Annotated in this window: 14 protein-coding genes; 10 read left to right on the top strand and 4 right to left on the bottom strand. The window is 43.3% G+C overall.

The features are described from left to right. Position 1 precedes the first annotated feature (1 nt). A complete protein-coding gene (locus B5Z18_RS29740) occupies positions 2 to 3,139 on the bottom strand; it encodes a SusC/RagA family TonB-linked outer membrane protein (RefSeq protein WP_143313744.1) in 3,138 nt (1,045 codons plus the stop codon). Between the two features lie 378 nt (positions 3,140 to 3,517). Between B5Z18_RS29740 and B5Z18_RS29735 the strand changes: the two genes are divergently transcribed. After that, entirely contained in the window at positions 3,518 to 4,411 is an 894-nt protein-coding gene (locus tag B5Z18_RS29735; protein WP_079473218.1) for an AraC family transcriptional regulator, read from the top strand. A gap of 32 nt (positions 4,412 to 4,443) precedes the next feature. Here the strand turns inward: B5Z18_RS29735 and B5Z18_RS29730 are convergent, their stop codons facing one another. Then, a complete protein-coding gene (locus B5Z18_RS29730) occupies positions 4,444 to 5,328 on the bottom strand; it encodes an AraC family transcriptional regulator (RefSeq protein WP_079473217.1) in 885 nt (294 codons plus the stop codon). A gap of 151 nt (positions 5,329 to 5,479) precedes the next feature. Continuing rightward, the gene (locus B5Z18_RS29725; RefSeq protein WP_079473216.1) at positions 5,480 to 6,301 is read right to left on the bottom strand and encodes a sugar phosphate isomerase/epimerase family protein; all 822 of its coding nucleotides are present in this window, start codon (positions 6,299 to 6,301) and stop codon (positions 5,480 to 5,482) included. Positions 6,302 to 6,868: 567 nt separating this feature from the next. Between B5Z18_RS29725 and B5Z18_RS29720 the strand changes: the two genes are divergently transcribed. From B5Z18_RS29720 to B5Z18_RS29695, 6 genes are all read left to right on the top strand, one after another. Beyond that, on the top strand, positions 6,869 to 7,651 hold the full coding sequence (locus B5Z18_RS29720) for an SDR family oxidoreductase (protein ID WP_079473215.1): 783 nt from the start codon (positions 6,869 to 6,871) through the stop codon (positions 7,649 to 7,651). Positions 7,652 to 7,662: 11 nt separating this feature from the next. After that, positions 7,663 to 8,097: a DUF2147 domain-containing protein gene (locus tag B5Z18_RS29715; RefSeq protein ID WP_079473214.1), complete on the top strand. Its 435-nt coding sequence runs from the start codon at positions 7,663 to 7,665 to the stop codon at positions 8,095 to 8,097. A 105-nt stretch (positions 8,098 to 8,202) separates the two neighbouring features. Next, complete coding sequence (locus tag B5Z18_RS29710; RefSeq protein ID WP_079473213.1) at positions 8,203 to 8,556, top strand: hypothetical protein; 354 nt, start codon at positions 8,203 to 8,205, stop codon at positions 8,554 to 8,556. Positions 8,557 to 8,569: 13 nt separating this feature from the next. Further along, on the top strand, positions 8,570 to 9,478 hold the full coding sequence (locus B5Z18_RS29705; RefSeq protein ID WP_079473212.1) for a helix-turn-helix domain-containing protein: 909 nt from the start codon (positions 8,570 to 8,572) through the stop codon (positions 9,476 to 9,478). A 109-nt stretch (positions 9,479 to 9,587) separates the two neighbouring features. Then, entirely contained in the window at positions 9,588 to 10,448 is an 861-nt protein-coding gene (locus tag B5Z18_RS29700) for a helix-turn-helix domain-containing protein (RefSeq protein ID WP_079473211.1), read from the top strand. 15 nt (positions 10,449 to 10,463) lie between these two features. Then, complete coding sequence (locus tag B5Z18_RS29695; RefSeq protein WP_235016082.1) at positions 10,464 to 11,342, top strand: NAD-dependent epimerase/dehydratase family protein; 879 nt, start codon at positions 10,464 to 10,466, stop codon at positions 11,340 to 11,342. Between the two features lie 412 nt (positions 11,343 to 11,754). Here the strand turns inward: B5Z18_RS29695 and B5Z18_RS29690 are convergent, their stop codons facing one another. Then, positions 11,755 to 12,741, bottom strand: a complete 987-nt coding sequence (locus tag B5Z18_RS29690) for a hypothetical protein (protein WP_079473209.1) — start codon at positions 12,739 to 12,741, stop codon at positions 11,755 to 11,757. Positions 12,742 to 13,064: 323 nt separating this feature from the next. On the opposite strand from B5Z18_RS29690, the gene B5Z18_RS29685 reads away from it, so the two are divergent. From B5Z18_RS29685 to B5Z18_RS29675, 3 genes are all read left to right on the top strand, one after another. Beyond that, the gene (locus B5Z18_RS29685) at positions 13,065 to 13,973 is read left to right on the top strand and encodes a helix-turn-helix domain-containing protein (RefSeq protein WP_079473208.1); all 909 of its coding nucleotides are present in this window, start codon (positions 13,065 to 13,067) and stop codon (positions 13,971 to 13,973) included. 81 nt (positions 13,974 to 14,054) lie between these two features. Continuing rightward, positions 14,055 to 15,056 (top strand): aldo/keto reductase, encoded by a 1,002-nt coding sequence (locus B5Z18_RS29680; RefSeq protein ID WP_079473207.1) that lies wholly within the window; start codon positions 14,055 to 14,057, stop codon positions 15,054 to 15,056. Between the two features lie 30 nt (positions 15,057 to 15,086). Beyond that, positions 15,087 to 16,157, top strand: coding sequence for an SMP-30/gluconolactonase/LRE family protein (locus B5Z18_RS29675; RefSeq protein ID WP_079473206.1), 1,071 nt, complete (start codon positions 15,087 to 15,089; stop codon positions 16,155 to 16,157). Positions 16,158 to 16,184: the final 27 nt, after the last annotated feature.

The following is a 16,184-nucleotide window of genomic DNA, read 5'->3' as shown; positions in this document are numbered from 1 at the left end:
TTTAGAATGTTGCCGTTAATCCAACGTTAGTGGTTTTGTTCAATGGATATACTTCACTGTTCACCCAAATGGAGCCCGGAGCGTCGTCAGGAGATTCAGGATCGAAATCCTTCATCTTTGTAAACGTTAAAAAGTTCAGGGCGCTGACATAGATCCTCAGCGATTGTATGCCTATTTTTTGCGCGATGCCGGATGACAGGTTATAACCAACCTCAAAGTTTTTCAATCTTAAATAATCACTGCTTCTAACGAAATAGGTGTTATTAGGTTCTCCATCTGTCATCCAATATGCGCCTCCACGCTCCCATACTCTCGGGTTAACAGTACTTGGATGTTCCGGTGTCCAGCGGTCTTTTACAAGGTTGTACATAAAATTCCCGACACCTGGCCCGCCGGAAAAAGTCCGGTAGGATCTTTCCGCACCGGCTGCTCCCTGGAATAATACATTTGCGTAGAAGTTCCTATACTGTAAATCGATACTGAGCCCGCCGGTAAATGTTGGTATGGTAGTTTTGTTGCTTCTAACCTGGTCCTGGCCATCAATCTGTCCATCGTTATTTACATCTTTGAATATAATATCTCCGGGGCGGGCGCCTGTCCAATGAGGGTATTTATCAATCGCTGCCTGGTCTGCGAATACACCTGTTGCCTGGTAATACAATCTTGCGTTCATCTGGTTGCCGGTAGACTTCTGATAGTCGGGCACGCCGGGTGTTTCATCCCAGAACCTGATATGATTCTTTGCCCAGGCGCCGTTGGCAGACACCTGGTATTTGAAATCGCCGGCACTACCGCGATATGATGCCTGCAATTCAAAACCCTTGTTAACCACTTCCCCGATATTTTCCTGCGGCAGGCTTAATCCGGCAGAACCCGGCACAGAAGCGTTTCTGTAGGCCAGGATATTGGTACGCAGGTTGTAGAAATAATCAGCGCTTACCGCTAATTTATTATTGAGCAGCTCCACATCAGCGCCGATATTGGATTGATTGGCTATTTCCCAGGTAACCCCGGCGTTTGGAATACGTAATGCTTTCAACGCCTGTTGCGGAACATTTTCATTAAATACATAACCACCATTGTAGCCATAGGTTGTAAGGTATTGATAGGGCCCTATCCGGTCGTTACCAGTTTTTCCCCAGGAGCCTCTTATTTTCATTTCATTGATAAAAGCGATATTATCTTTCCAGAATTTTTCATTAGAGATCCTGTATCCCAGGGATATCCCTGGAAAAAATCCAAATTGCTTACCGGCCGGATCAAAAATATAAGAGCCGTCGTACCTCCACACAAATTCAGCGAGGTACTTTGCGTCATAGGCATAGCTTAGTCTTCCGAAATAATCTAACCTGCGGGCCACACCGGATGATCCTCCATTATCTTTTAATTCATTACTTCCTAAATCCAGTTCGTCAAGAATATCGCTGGTATAGTTTCTCCTGAAAGCCCAGAAATTCATGTTATCACCGGCAATACGTTCCGCCGCAAAAAGAACTTTAATATCATGCTTATCAAAAACCCTGTCATAATTTAACAGCGCATTGAGGGTTACATTAGAATTGTTATCCATCCACTGTTGCAGCCGCGGATCAGTATTTCCTTTCTTTGATGCTACCAGCAGCGGAGTTCCATTGGCATCTAAACTTGTTTTATCCCAGGTATAGAGGAACCATGGCTTTCTGAATTGTTTGGTACTGACAATAGTTCTGTCCATTGCTGCATTACCCGTTAACGACAGTCCTTTTACCCATGGAATAGTAACCACGAGCCTTACATTACTCTGAAAAATATAACTTCTTGATTTGGTATAACCCGTGGCATCTGTAACCAGCACTACCGGGTTAGCGCCATATTCAATATCCGGCCCGGGCAAGCCATTAGGCCATCTCGCCGGCCAGGTAGGAAAAGACCTGTTTAATGCCCAGAAAACATTTTGTGCCTGATCGGCGCTTCCTCCATTGGCGCCTCCGCCTGAATAGTTCCTGTTTTCCTGCCGCCCAACCACATCAAAACTCAAACGGATGTTGTTGGTAACTTTTGCGTCAATATTACTTTGAAAATTAGTCTGCGAATAGTTAGTAGCTCCGTCCCTGAAAATCCCGTCGGTAAAATTCGATCCAAGTGAAATGAAATACTTTATGGCCTCAGCGCCGCCTGACAACGTTAAGTTGCCGTAGCGTTGCGGGGAATTTTTCCTGATTGTTTCTTTAAACCAATCCGTATTGGGATGCCCCCAGGGATCAGAGCCATCTTTATACTTCTGGATATCTTCTGCCGAATAAGGTAATGGGTCGCCGGGATGATAAGCAGCGGAAATTTCATTCTGTAACTGTGCATAAAGAGGCGCATCCGCCATTTTGGGAAGAACGGTAGGTGTATTCCATCCCTGGTTCAGGGAGAATTGAATGGTGGGCTTACCGGATGCGCCGCGTTTGGTGGTGACAAGGATAACGCCATTGGCCGCCTGTGATCCGTATATCGCTGCAGACGCATCTTTTAAGATCGTAACAGATTCAATGGTGGCGGGGTCCAGCCGTTCCAGGCTTCTGCCGGCAATGCCGTCAACAACCACAAGCGGGGAATTATCGCCAAGTGTATTGGCCCCGCGTATCCGTAAGGTGGATCCGTCATTTCCAGGCTCGCCTGTTCTGGTAATAGCCACCAAACCAGGTAATCGGCCTGCTAACGAATTGGAGAAATTACCCGCCGGTGATTTAACCAGGTCGCTTCCTTTAACAGAAGCAATGGAACCTGTCAGCGTTTCTTTTTTGCGGGTCCCGTATCCAACCACCACAATGTCATTTAACCTGGCATTGCTTGGGGTAAGCATCACCGTTAGTACCGCTCCATCTTTCATGGCTGTTACCTGTTTCTCTTCATATCCTATAGAAGAAAAAAGCAGGACTGCACCCTTAGCAACGCTAATCTTAAAGGAGCCGTTTTCATCAGTGGTTCCACCGGCAGTCCCGCCTTTTATTCTTATAGTTACATTGGAAACGGGTTGACTGCTGTCTGATACAACATTACCGCTTACCGTTATTTTTTGCTGAGCAAAGGAAATTTGTGAGATGCCCAAAAGGAATAGCAATAAAAATGATGCTTTGATAGGCAATAGAGAATCAAATTGCTTGTTTAACATAACATGAGATTTTGGTTTTAAACATCGCTGGTAGTGGAATTATTTACAATTTAGAAATGACGGTTACTTCTGTGCGGCGGCAGGCCGACAGGTGGTTGATGCATTCATAAAGATTAATTTTTCAAACGTGAATTTAACCTCCGGTTGCTGATCTGCAGCCGGAATGAAACGTTGATATCATCACAAAAAGCGCTACTTTTATATGAAAACTTTCTATCAAAAATTTTTCGCCATAAAACAATTTAAAGTCAGCCGGAACTTTAATATTTCAGTAGTCATCTATCCTGTTTTTCAATTAAGTTGGTAATGCAAAGTAACCTGAATCTAAAAGGTGCATTGATAAATTCTGATGGAATCATTTAACTTTTTGACACACCAATGAAAAATAAAAGGAATCAAAACGTCAATTATCTGACAGTAAATGAAACAGACGAACTGTGGGGATTATACACCACTACTATTGGTTTCCAGGTTATATCGCCCAATAGTGACTACCCTCCTAAAAGCCATCCATCGGCATATTGGTTCAGCCCCAATACCGGAAGGGTATTGCAGGAATACATCCTGCTGTACATTACAGAAGGAGAAGGTTCATTTGAATCGGCGAGCTGCAAGCTAACTAAAGTCGTTGCCGGTACTATCCTGTTGCTATTTCCCGGCGAATGGCATACCTACCGGCCGCTTAAAGGCAAAGGATGGAATGAATACTGGGTAGGTTTTAATGGCAGTTATATGAAACAGTTAACTGATAATCTTTTCTTCTCCAGGAAAAGCCCGGTCTATAATGTGGGGTTTAATGAACAGATTGTGGCTTTGTTCAACCAGGGTATTGAAACAGCCAATTACCAGAAAATGGCCTACCAACAGGTACTTTCCGGTATTACCAGCCTGCTGCTGGGCTTCATCTTTTACGCTGAGAAAAATAACTCTTTCAGAGATAAAGCCATCATCGCTCAGATTGATAAAGCAAGAATGATGATGCGCGAAAAAACCGGTGATGATGTTACTCCCGAATCCATCGCTAAAACGCTAAACATTGGCTATTCCTGGTTCAGAAGAGTATTTAAACAGTATACAGGGTTTTCACCCGCACAATATCAACTTGAAATAAAATTGCAGAAATCAAAAGAATTGCTGGCCAGTACGATATTACCGGTAAAGGAAATTGCCTTTCACCTGAACTTTGAGTCTGCCAGTTATTTTGTAACGTTCTTTAAATCAAAAACGGGATTATCGCCCGGTGAATACCGCGATAAGATAAAAGGCAAATAAAGCGATGAAACATAATTACCTGCAACGGAGTTTCATTCAACGGCAAATGTTTTACGATAAGTATTAGGAGAAAGGCCAACTTTCTTCTTAAAGATCCTGGAGAAATAATAAATGCTGTCGAACCCTGTTTGATCTGCGATTTCCTCCACGTTAAGCAATGTTGATTCAAGCAGTTCTTTTGCCCGCTCTATGCGTAAATTTAAATGGTATTGATTAGGCGACAGCCCCGTTACTGCCTTAAAATTCTTCCTGAATGCAGAATATCCCATAGGCAATTGCCGGGCAAGTTCCGGGATATCTACAGGGTGCTCCAGTGATTCCTGTAGCAGGAACTTTGCTTTCGTTATTGCCTTTTCCAGCGGGCTATGATCATATTGTTTACTGAGCGATATGGTATTGACCAAACCGAGTATCTCAAGCGTTAAACCCGCAATCTGTTGTGAGTAACCTACAAGCGAGGCATTTACAACATCAATCATCTTTTTAAATAATACCAGCATATCTCTATCCAGCCCTGTTTTGATACATGGCTGATTGGGATCAAAAAAGCCTTGTTTCATCAGTTGATCAACATAGTACCCGTGAAAGCCAACCCAATATTCTTCCCATCCCGAGCGGATATCCGGCCTGTAACGATGCCATACTCCCGGGAAAAGAAAAAAACAGGTTCCCTCCTCAATTTCCACCGGCTCGGTTAATGCCGAACAGAATGTTCCCTTTCCTTTTGAAATAAATATCATGTAATAGTCCGTCAGCATCCTTCCCCTGTTCCATGTAAGCTGATGGCTTTGGGGATGTTCTTCTTTGGGATAACGTTCATTCGGTGTTACTTTTGAATACCCCACCGTAGTTACATAAATTCCCCATTTCTCCTCGATTGGACCTGTATTCAGATATTTAAAAAAGTTATTACCCATTGAATTATCTTTTCTCTTAAATATTGTTGGCAACCGGCGTTATTAAAGGTGGGAAATATTTCCGCCCATCAACACAGCATAACGTGTTAAGAGATAAAGTTAGCAAAAATGAATTAGCAGGTAAAATAATGTGAAGCTGAATACATGAGGGTTATTGTTGTGGAGCAATGATATCTCTCAGCAGATGCATCATAAATAAATTCACTTCCCATTGCGAAGCTACCGGGGTATTACCCGGTGAAGTAGTCCACATATAAGGCGGTGGCCCAAACTCCGTTGTAATGGTAAGCAGGGATATGCCTTCGGCTTTCTTTCCCCGGATGATCCCGGACCACAGGCCGGTAAAGTAGTTCAGCGGCTCCGCCCATTCCGGCAGTCGCGGATCAGGTATCTGCGGTCCTTCAGGAAAACCCACACGGGCATGTATATGTACGGTGCGCCTGATTGCTTCGTTAACCGTTTCTTTGAATCCTTCAAGATAGCTTTCTGTAACACAAACCCAGTGTGAGAAATCGGCGGTTACTTTCATGGAAGGTCTTAGCTTAAACAGTTCTTTTGCATTGCCCGGGCTGAATCCAATTCTTCCCCGGTGCGTTTCATGCGCAATAACAATATTATTCTCCGCTGAAAAATTTTCCGCCGCATCAATAATGGCAAGTTGTTCATTGATCGTAAAGAAATCTCTTCCTGAATGCGAATTAATAATTACCGGTTCACATTCCATTGCCGCATTCAGATGATATTCAAAGCTCCTGCAAAAGGTTCGTATATCCGCACCTTTCGCCTGATGCTGTTGCACAACTATTGGTAATCCCAGTTCTTTGCTACGTTTGATAAATACCTTCCTGTCATTTTTATTTTCGGGTAGCCAGGAATCCACGCCGTCATATCCTGCGGATATTACCTTTTCAAGAAAAGCTTCTATGGGGATGTTTTCGTGGCCCCATCGTGTACAAAGGATTTTTATCTGCATGTTATCAGCTAAAGGCTTTGGATTTATAAGAAATTGCTCCTATAAGGTAGAACTTTAGCTTACAAAAATAGGTGGTGGAGTCACCGGTGAAGAAACATAAATGAGATTTTCTTTGTGTTTTCTGACATTTTTGGGGATCAGTTAATAAATTATGGTCATATTTTACACTGATCAAATAAAGCATATTATACCCTAATATATAAACCAATGTTTGTCATTTTAAAAATATCAATATTCCTTTGTGGCATCAGGTTCTTCGAGATCGGTATCCCGAGATCGGTACAACTTAGGAGTGACGCTCCGGAAAGAAAGGTCTCATCGATATCGATGAGACCTTTTTCTTTTAAACTCAATGAGTTATGCCTGAAGCCCCCTTCGATAGAAGCGGTTCAATACCCCTCTCTTTAAACACCAGATTATGTTTGAACCGCCTCTCAGGTAAATGACTTGAGGACACATAGTCCTGGCCTAAGCAATCATATGTCTTTCTGCTACACCTTCGCGACTTTTGGATACATTCCATGACTGGTTGTGACTGAACTTTGCATCAACAAAATGTAAAGTAATATGGATTTAAAGAGCAGTACCATCCTGATTACAGGAGGAACCAGCGGAATAGGTCTGGAATTTGTGAAACAGCTTACCGACCGGGGAGCTAAGGTCATTGTTACAGGTCGCAACCAGGAAACCTTAGATAATACCAAAAAGCTTTTCCCGAAAATACACATTTTCCAAAGCGATGTGAGTAACCCGCGGGACATTGAGCGTCTTTATGCTCAGGTGACACAACAATTCTCCGAATTGAATATGATCATCAATAATGCGGGCGAGATGCGGCTCATCGATGTACAGGACAGCAGCAAAGACCTGGAAAACATCACGCGTGAGATCGACATTAATCTTTCAGGCACGATTCGCATGGTACATCAGTTCCTGCCACATCTGATTAAAAAAAGGTCGGCTGCGATTGTCAATGTTTCTTCAGCAATTGCATTTATGGCCTATTCATCGGCACCTGTTTATAGTGCATCAAAGGCGGGAGCCCACGCTTACACGATGGCACTGAGGTTACAGCTTAGCAAAACCAATGTAAAAGTTTTCGAAGTGATCCCCCCGGGCGTTAACACCAATCTCCAAAATGATTGGGTACTGCAGCCCAATCCAAACCAAATGATGGACGTGGATAAAATGGTAAATGTTGCCATTAATGGGCTTATAAAAAATACACCGGAGATCAAGCCATTTTTAGTTAAGATAGTTAAGCTACTTAGCAGGATCATGCCAGGTCAATTGATGAGATTCGGACACAGGGAGTTCGAAAAATTTAAACAACTAAATACCAGCAAATAAATATTTCAAAAATGAAAAAATCAATTTTAGCGGTGATCATACTCCTGCTGTCTATTTCATCTTTCGCTCAGAAATTATCACCAGACCAAATCATAGGTGTTTGGCAATGCGAAGATTATAAAATAGAGGTCTTTAAAGCAGGTAACACCTACGCGGCCAAACTGTTATGGGCAAAGGATATGTTTGAAGCTGATGGTAAAACGCCGAAGAAGGACGTCAAAAATCCCAACGGGAAACTGAGAAGCAGGTCCGTGCAAGGCCTTACCCATATCACTGAGCTTGTTTACAAAGATGGTGAATATCGTGATGGTAAACTGTATAGCGTGCAGGATGGCAATACTTATAGTTTGAAAGGCCAGCTGAAAAACGCAAACAGCCTTGAAATACGCGGCTACAAAGGTGTTCCTATGTTGGGTAAAACCTACAAGTGGAAACGTGTAGAATAACTGTGCGCCGACAATTAATATTTCTACTGTCAAGGTTCGGGTTCATGGTTTCCATTGCCATTCCGCTAATAGGATTTTTCCTGTATCTTAAATACCTAATTAATTATGATAAAGAACTTAATTTCGTTGTTGTTATTGATTGTGTCCGTATCACTCAGTTTCAAACATGCCTGGGACACATCGCACTTTAGAAACAATCCCGAAACAATTAAAATGATGGCGGACTTAGGAATAAGTGAACCGGCGATCCCGATCTTTGTTTTTTTGACTATCGCAATCGGTGTGCTCTTACTGATCCCTGGAACGTTCTTTTTGGGTAATTTGCTGAATGCAATATCAATTGTTGTGATCATGGCGTTTGCAATACGGGCCGGGAATGTGAAGATGGCATTGATAGAAATCCCGTTCTTAGCCATGCCTTTAATTATGATATGGCTGAAGTATCCGTTCAAAGATTAAATTACTCATAGATATGCCAAATGCAAAGCCATACAGGATAAAGTCTATAACGGAGATACACCGTTTGATGGGGCTTCCCAAACCGCATCACCCGCTGATCAGTATTCTCGATCTTAAAGGCCTGAAAAGTGATCCGGATATCCACGCTGTTATATTTGACTTATATGTAATATCCATGAAAAGGGGTTGCGACAATCTTTTCTACGGACAGCAGAAGTACGATTTTGACGAAGGGCTCATGGCTTTTATGTCTCCTGGCCAGGTATTGCGTGGTGAAGAGAACGGCGTGCCACCAAATCTCGAAGGCTGGATGCTGTTCATACACCCGGACTTTTTATGGAACACATCACTTGCCACAAAGATCAGGAAATACGAATACTTCGGCTATTCCACAAATGAAGCGCTTTTCCTTTCTGATAAGGAAGAAATGGTTATCAATGACCTGGTAAAGAATATCAGAACTGAATATCATTCTAACATTGATAAGTTCAGCCAGGACATTATCATCTCAAACCTGGAAACGCTGCTGAACTATGCAGAACGCTTTTACCAGCGCCAGTTCATCACCCGGAAGATCACCAACCATAAGATCTTAGATCGGTTTGAAGAGATGGTAAACGAATATTTAAGCAACGAAGCCTTACTTTCGAAAGGCTTACCCTCTGTACAATACTTCGCCGACGCGCTTAACATTTCCTCTAAATATTTGAGTAGCCTGCTGAAACAACTGACCGGGCAGACCACCCGGCAGATCATTCACAATAAACTGATCGATAAGGCCAAAGAAAAACTGTCCACAACCGAATTATCCGTAAGTGAAATCGCATACGAGCTCGGCTTTGAACATCCACAATCCTTTAATAAATTATTTAAAAGTAAAACCAGGCAAAGCCCTTTAGATTTCCGGCAAAGTTTTAACTGATCGGAGAAAAAGCGTTCTGATGCTATCAGCACTTGCTATTATGTTTCTGTAAAGTCATTTAATTAAAGTTCCTACATACCTTACAATACATTTTTTAAATTTACTGAATATGCAGAACAGTGCTTCCTTTCTTTACAAACTCAGGCAAAACGACAAGCTTCCGATCCGGATCGTTTCTCCTGATTTCGGCCACCTATCACAATTGGAGGCAGCTGACTACAATGCTCCGCAGGTCACGCCATACTACCTTTTCTTGTTTATGCTGGATGGGTGTAGTTGGCACAACATAGACTTGCAGCAGTATGAAGCGGGCGACAACGAGTTGATATTTGTTATGCCATACCAGATCCATGATCAGCCGGTACTGGAGCAAGGCGCGAATTTCATCAAACTGGGTTTTGACGAAAGCTGTCTGTCCTTATTGCCGAAACAATATCCTTTTCTGATCAATCCGCTGAATTATCAGAAGGTGAGTTTTAAACGATCTGCGGCAATGCGTATGAAAGCCATCTTCACTATGCTGCTCGATCTGTTAAAGTGTTGGCATACTGAGGCGGAACTGATCCTGGCACACCTAAACAGTTTGCTTACAGAAATCAATACCGCTTATTTCAGGTTGCAGGGAAATCCTGTGGACAGCAAGCTTTCTACGTTTATAGCTTTTAAAGTATTCATAGAACATAACCTGACGAATCATTACAGTATCAGCAGGATCGCCCGGCAATTGGGTGTCAATACCAATGGCTTATATCAGATCGTTAAACACTGTTCCGGGCTTTCACCAAAAGAGTTCATCAACAAGCGGCTGATCCTGGAAGCAAGGCGACGTATCAGCTATGCCGAAAAAACAACGATCAAGGAGCTGGCTTATGGACTGGGGTTTAACGATCCGGAATACTTTTCCCGCCTTTTTAAAAAAGTCACGGGGCAAACAATTGCCCAATTTTCTAAGGATTTGTCAGGGAACTAATACTATTTGTCCGGCATGTTTAAAAGAGCAGCTCCGACCTTTGTTCAGGATAAAATTCAAAAAATGAAAGAACAAAAAGGAACAATATTAGTAACCGGTGGGAGCGGTCTGGTTGGTGCGCGCCTGTTGCCGCGACTTATTAATGCTGGCTTTGATTGCCGCGCACTGATGCGCGGTAAGAAAGAAGCTCCACCCGGAACAATGGTTGTGGAAGGTGATCTGTTAGACCCTGCATCACTGGCCAAAGCTGTAAAAGAGGCTTCAGCTATCATTCATTTGGCAGCCGTATTCCGATCACCCGATACAGATTTGATCTGGAAGAGTAACCTGGAGGGGACCCGCAACCTGATCGCTGCAGCGAAAGCACATGCACCTGATGCACGTTTCATTTTTGCCAGTACCAGCCATGTCTATAACATAAATAACCCGCATCCCGGCCGTGAGGATGATGAAGTTACCCCCCAACATGCTTATCCGGCCAGTAAAGTTGCGGCAGAAAATGAACTGCGGGGGAGCGGGCTTAACTGGTCAATCCTTCGGTTCCCATTTGTGTACGGAGATGGTGACGGGCATCTCGACACATTACCTCAACATGTGGCCGCTGCAAAGTTTCACCCTGCCATGAGAATGAGTACCATTCACCACCACGATATCTATACCGCTATCAGCATGGCGTTGGATGGCATTATGGACAACCACATAGTGAACATTGCTGATGAGGCCCCGACATCGCTCTACGAGTTATTGCAGCTTGCAGGCAACACGATGGAGTCGTCGTCAGAACCTTTGGTTAACCCCTGGTATCTCCATTCCGATAGTTCGCTTGCCAGAAGCCTGGGCTTTCAACCAGTGATCAGAACAGTTTATCAGGCCGCACAAGAACATCTGCTTTAATGCTATTAGAAAATGCCTAAGTGCCTGATCAATATCATGGACAATGTCTTTTATAAACGATATAAACCGGAGTAGTGGTTCAATATCATTCCCGAGATCGGTACAACTGGAGCAGGACGCTCTGAAATTAGTAAAGGCATCGCTCTCGCGGTGCCTTTTTGTTTTTAATCAATTAGTTATAAGAATTACTCAGAGTTCCAACATCACAGGTGGTAGTGTTACTATTAACTTGTAGTAGATAAAGCTAAAGCCTGGTAGTGGCATCAACCTTCTTTGCATGTTAGGTGTATTGTTGATGCTACTCCGTTTTCCGGAGAATACTCTGCCTGAGAAAAAGAAAAGGATAGCAAGTACGCCTGGCTATGCCTGATTATCGCAGTAACTTTTGTAGCTGTTGATATAACGCTAACGGCTATTGTGCCTTACAAATAATAATACTATCAGTGCCGGCAAATACCAGGTTGGGATGCCGATTCACCAACAAAAACACTTCATTATTATGATCAATTACCCGGTAATCCGAAAGCGCTTTCGGAAGTTCCAGGTCTATAAGCTGTTTACTCTCCAGCTCTAATAACTTCTGTTTGTTTTTCCAATCGTCTGATTTAAATGCCGGCGTCAGTATGGCATACTTGCCCGATGAGGAGAATGTGCATTCTTTACCTCCCTTTTTACTCTCTTTGTACAATCTTCCCAGAGAAAATAATGTCTCTTTTACCGTTCCTTTTTCATCTACCGTACTTAATTCCGAGAACTCCATCCCCGGCTTTAAATAACCGCCATCCCTGTCGCCGATCCCGTACAGGAAAGTAACGTTCTTTTTATTCAGTGCATGCAAGATTGTAAATGGTTTTTGCGGCTTATCGAAACTCTCGTTTTCCAGGGCGATCGGTTGTTTGTTGTTCCAGTATTTTAAATCCAGCCAACTGGCAGTTCCCTTTTCTACATCAACCTGAAGGTTGGCTGCATATACAGGTAACATGCCTCCATTGGTGAAAAGTATAGGCATTATGTTGGTATCAGTGTTACCTGCCGAATGGTAATTCGACAGGGGTCTATCGAAATTTGGATACTTTGTTTCAGGAAGATGATTCGTGATAGAAATCCTGGTGGGAGTGTTTTTATTGCTTTCACTATATAGAATGACGAAGTCATTTTTGGAAGAATAAAGTCCTACGTAGTTTTGAAAATGGAAGAAAGCCGGGGTTTCGAAAACATCACAGGCTATTTCATCTACCTTTGTTTCCACGATTTCATTTCCTTTAAACCACTCTAAAAAGCAGGTCTCGTCCTGCGAATAATATCCCACAACGGTTCCTGTATTTAAGAGTACGATCCTGTGAAATTGTTTTTGTCCGGCATCCTGGATTTCAAACGTCTGGATAGGTGCTAATTTCATTATACTTTATTTGGGCCTTAGGGCTGGTTAGTACAGTGATTGAACTAATATAAGTAAACCTTTAAACAGGGGCAAATTTTCTTCGTAGCTGCCACTCCGATTTGATTATTACATTGACTCAGGTATTTATGAGGGAGAATATTATTGGGATGGTTTTGAAGAAGCGGAGTAACTATTTTGAACACGTACAGGAATATGCCCTAATTTCCCTGATGGTATGATGGTTTTTAATTTGATCCCGTCCCGCCATTCCAAAAAGCGTTTTTACCAGACATCGTTATATCTTCTTTTGGGATTATGTTTGATTTTTATAATTTTGTATCATGAAAACGACAGAAAGTGTTGAGGATTTTTACAAAAGACTGCCCAGGCAGGTTACCTCGCTGCAATCAACAAATAATGCGGGGATAGGTCATTTCAATGTCTTCAGCCGGGAGTCTTGTTCTGTTGTTTCACCCTATAGTCGCAGGGATTTTTACAAGGCATCTCTGATCATTGGGAGGGGCAAGCTCTATTATGCAGACAAGTGGGTACAGATAGACCGCCCTGCAATGCTTTTCTCAAATCCGGTAGTCCCCTATTCCTGGGAACCGGAGTCCGAGAACCAATCCGGATGGTACTGTCTATTTACTGAAGGCTTTATCCAGCACACTGAACGCGTAGAAAGCCTACGGGATTCCCCACTCTTTAAAATAGGGAGCAATCCCATTTTCTTTCCCGAAGAAGCACAGCTGCAGGAAATTTCTGTCATCTTTCAAAAGATGATGGCGGAAATGGCTTCCAGCTACGCTCAGAAATATGACGTGTTGCGTAGTTATCTGCACTTGCTGATCCATGAGGCTATGAAATCCAATCCAGCCGAAAATTTTGGAGCATATGCCAATGCCTCGGCGCGGGTTTCGGGGCTATTCCTGGAGTTGCTGGAGCGACAATTTCCTATAGATTCGCCATTAGCAAGTCTGTCACTGAAAACGCCTGCTGATTACGCTCATGCGCTATCAGTGCATATTAATCATCTGAACCGCTCTGTAAAGGAAGCCACGGGAAAAACGACTTCCGAACAGATCGCTGCCCGGATAACTAAAGAAGCGGGCGCCCTTTTGCAACATACGGACTGGAATATTGCGGACATCGCATACAGCCTGGGGTTCGAGTACCCGTCGTATTTTACCAATTTCTTCAAAAAACACACCGGCATGTCGCCCAACCAACTTCGTAATATGGTTGTTTGAATAGTGTAAGAATCCGTTTGATTGTTATAAACAGGAGGCTTTTCCTATTTCTACTTTTGCATAGAATAAAATTTAAGGATTATGCAATACAGAAATCTGGGAAAAACCAATGAACGGCTGTCAGCTATCGGTCTTGGCTGCATGGGTATGAACTTTGCTTATGGCCCGGCAGATGATAAAGAAAACATAGCCACACTTGAAAAGGCATTAGATCTGGGCATCAACTTTTGGGATACGGCTGATATGTACGGCAATGGAGCGAATGAGGAGCTAATCTCAAAAGTATTGGTCCCTAACCGCGAAAAAATATTCATCGCGACAAAGTTTGGTTTTCGGTTTAAAGATGGTGTAGCAGGGCATAGCGGAGCAGCAAATACATTTTTCGATGGTTCGCCTGCCTGGATTAAAATTGCCGTGGAGCAAAGCCTGAGACGCCTGAGAATTGACACCATTGATTTGTACTATGCTCACCGGGTTGATCCGAATGTACCGATTGAAGAAACGGTAGGTGCAATGGCCGATCTGGTCAAAGAAGGCAAGGTCCGTTATATCGGCTTGAGCGAAGCATCACCCGCTTCCATTATAAAGGCAAATACGATCCACCCGATTGCAGCCCTGCAAAGCGAATATTCATTGCTGGCCCGTGATGTAGAAGGCGAAGTCCTGAAAACTACAAGGGAGTTACAAATCAGTCTGATTCCCTATGCTCCCCTGGCAAGAGGGCTATTTTCCAATGTACTCGATCTCAATAGTCTCGCCGAAGATGATTTCAGGCGAACATTGCCACGCTCTCATGGCGAGCATGCAGAAAATAATGCCCGGCTTGTTGCTGATTTCGCCCTATTGGCAAAAGATAAAAACTGCACTCCCGCCCAGTTGGCGTTAACCTGGGTACTTGCGCAAGGCGACGATATCATCCCGATCCCCGGAACCAAAAGGAGAAAATATCTCGAAGAAAATGCCGGTGCGGTTGAGATTAAATTGACCGATCAGGAGCTGGCACTGATTGATGCAATAGCTGCGAAATATCCGAATATTGGCGCCCGTTACAGCGAAGGTGCTATGGCAATGGTTAATCACTGATAACCTGATTTTCAAATAATATATTAATTAATGACAAAAAGATTTATCGCCAGTTTACTGCCGGTGATTACACTCCTGCTAATAGCGGGTTCCTGGCAAAAACTGATGGCCCAGGATCAACCAGAGCGATTTCTGACCGGCGTACAAAACCCGGAGGATCTGCTCCAATTACCAGGGACTCATTGGATCATTGTCAGTTGCTACAGTTCATCGACGACTAAATCCGGGAAGCTTATGGCTATTGATCTGGATAAACAGGGTACCGCGCCACTAGAAGTTTTTCCAGGCCCGACACCTCTCAAAAACGGCAATCTACCTGATAATAATCCTATCAATAAACTATTCAGACCGCATGGAATAAATTGTCTTCAAACCGGAATCAATCAGTACCGGCTATTTGTTATAAGTCATGGAAGCGAAGAGACAATTGAGATTTTTGATGTTGATTTACGGTCCGAAGACCTGCAGATTACCTGGAGCAAAAGTATCGGGCTTCCAACAACAGTATGGGCCAATGGCATTGTGGTATCTCCGGACGAAACGGTTTTCGTGACCAGTATGTATGACCCGGCAGATAAAAAGTTCATTGACGAATTCGAAAAGGGCAAGCCTACCGGGCAGGTTTGGAAATGGACCTCTGGCCAAGGATGGCAAACGCTTAATGGCAAATTGCTATCAGGGGCCAATGGCATTGAAATATCCAGGGATGGACAAATTCTTTATGTTTCAGAATGGGCAACGCGCCGATTATGGAGGTTTTCACTGAATAGAGCCATCGTTGATTCCTATATCCAGTTGGATTTTCTCACCGACAATTTACGCTGGACGGAAAAAGGGAATCTGCTTCTGGCCGGTCAAAAAGCAAGTCCCGCTATTCTTTTTAAAGCGCATTCGCTCCAACAGGCAGTAGGCGGTAATCAATTTTCAGTTGCGGAAATTAATCCAGTAACATTTACCGCTAATTCCCTGATTGATGGAGGTGACCGGGACTTTGGATGGGGAACAGTGGCAATCGCCGTTGGAGCCGAAATTTGGGTAGGGAGCTCTCTTACCAGCAGGATAGCATGTTACAAAAGTTTTAAAACGAAATCAACAAGATGAAAACATTTTATGATGTTGTAAAACTTA

This window comes from Chitinophaga ginsengisegetis, from assembly GCF_900168065.1.
In the GTDB taxonomy this organism is placed as follows: domain Bacteria; phylum Bacteroidota; class Bacteroidia; order Chitinophagales; family Chitinophagaceae; genus Chitinophaga; species Chitinophaga ginsengisegetis.
This window is presented reverse-complemented; position numbering and strand designations above follow the sequence as displayed.